We start from the raw sequence: 1,712 nt of genomic DNA, 5'->3' as shown, positions 1-1,712 counted from the left end.
CTTTGCAACAGTGCCGTCACTGCGGTGTTCGGTTTCTTGGCTTACGGAGTGGGTATGTCCTTCAGTCGTCGTCAATTTATTCAGGCATTGGGCCTTGCCCTGTGCACTTCTACCTTACACTTCAGCGCCCGCGCAGCGGGTCCGGGTAATCCCTTACCTGTTCCTCCGCTGATTGAATCCCGCCGTGGGCAGCCCCTGTTTCTAACGCTGCAGCGCAGCCACTGGTCTTTTGATGGCAACAGCAAAGTGCCGGTATGGGGCGTTAACGGCCTATACCTTGGCCCGACGGTACGCGTCTGGGCGGGTGATGACGTGAAGCTGATCTACAGCAACCGCCTGAATGAGTCGGTGGCCATGACGGTCAGCGGCCTGCAGGTGCCGGGGGCGCTAATGGGCGGCGCGGCGCGCATGATGTCGCCGGGCGTTGACTGGGCGCCGGTGGTGCCGATCCGTCAGCCCGCCGCGACCTGCTGGTATCACGCCAACACACCGAACCGCATGGCACCCCACGTCTATAACGGGCTGGCCGGTATGTGGCTGATTGAAGATAAAGTGAGTAAGTCCTTACTCGTGCCAAACCACTACGGCGTCGATGACTTCCCGCTGATTATTCAGGATAAACGCCTCGATAATTTTGGCGCGCCGGAGTACGACCCGCCGGAGAACTGCGGCTTTATCGGCGACACGTTGCTGGTCAACGGCATTCAGAATGCTTACGTGGAAGTGTCTCGCGACTGGGTGCGCCTGCGCTTGCTGAATGCCTCGAATGCGAGGCGCTATCAGCTGCGGATGAGCGATGGCCGCCCGTTCAACGTGATTGCCAGCGATCAGGGCTTCCTGCCTGCGCCGGTGGCGGTTGAGCAGCTGTCGCTGGCACCGGGTGAGCGGCGGGAGATCCTAGTGGATATGTCGCAGGGGGATGAAGTGTCGATCACTGCCGGGGAAGCCGCCGGAGTCCTAGATCGCCTGCGCGGGTTCTTTGAGCCACCCAGCATTCTAACCTCGACGTTGATACTTAATCTGCGGCCAACCGGGCAGCTACCGTTAGTGACCGATAACTTACCGATGCGCCTGCTGGCAGATCAGATGATCAAAGGCGCGGTCCGCCACACCCGTGAATTTCGCCTTGGCGCTGCCGTACCGGGTATCAACGGAGCGCTGTGGGATATTAACCGCACTGACGTGCAGGCGCACCAAGGCAGCTTTGAACGCTGGATTGTTCATACTAACACGCCGCAGGCGTTCCATATTCAGGGCGTGATGTTCCTGATTAAAAACGTCAATGGAGCGCAGCCTATGGCGGAAGATTGCGGCTGGAAAGATACGGTATGGGTTGATGGCAGCGTTGAGCTATTTGTCTCCTTCCCACAGTCAACATCAGAGCATTTCCCGTTCAGCTATTACAGCCAGACGCTGGAGATGGTAGATCGCGGGACAGCGGGGCAGCTGGCGGTGAATCCCTCGTTATAGGGTCTTTCGTAGAGGGCGGGCATGCGCCCGATCCGCAACCTATCTTTAATTCAATTTGATCCGGGTTTGGATCCAGACGATTGCCCTGTTCTAACTTGGCAATCTTGCTAATTTCCGGTTTTTCCAGACGGAAATCAAACACCTTGAAGTTCTCTTTAATGCGCGGGGGCGTGACCGATTTCGGGATCACCACTAGGCTGTGTCTCTTAATTGCATAACCTTTTGTAAAACAGTCGGATACA

The 1,712-nt window shown here is 57.2% G+C and carries 1 protein-coding gene and 1 pseudogene; one reads left to right on the top strand and one right to left on the bottom strand.

Annotation, left to right across the window (positions count from 1 at the left end; all coding sequences use genetic code 11):
• Positions 1-54: 54 nt before the first annotated feature.
• On the top strand, positions 55-1,470 hold the full coding sequence (gene ftsP, locus BBW68_RS13290; RefSeq protein WP_070135724.1) for a cell division protein FtsP: 1,416 nt from the start codon (positions 55-57) through the stop codon (positions 1,468-1,470).
• Between the two features lie 58 nt (positions 1,471-1,528).
• Here ftsP and BBW68_RS19970 read toward each other — a convergent pair.
• Positions 1,529-1,712, bottom strand: a pseudogene (locus BBW68_RS19970) (hypothetical protein); the annotation flags it as partial.

Origin of the sequence: Candidatus Erwinia dacicola (assembly GCF_001756855.1) — a bacterium.
In the GTDB taxonomy this organism is placed as follows: Bacteria; Pseudomonadota; Gammaproteobacteria; order Enterobacterales; family Enterobacteriaceae; genus Erwinia; species Erwinia dacicola.
Note: the sequence above shows the minus strand (reverse complement) of the source record. Positions and strands in the feature narration are given on the sequence as shown.

Coding starts and splice junctions, on each gene's coding strand:
- ftsP (WP_070135724.1), top strand. CDS start 55: ATGTCCTTCAGTCGTCGTCAATTTATTCAGGCATTGGGCCTTGCCCTG.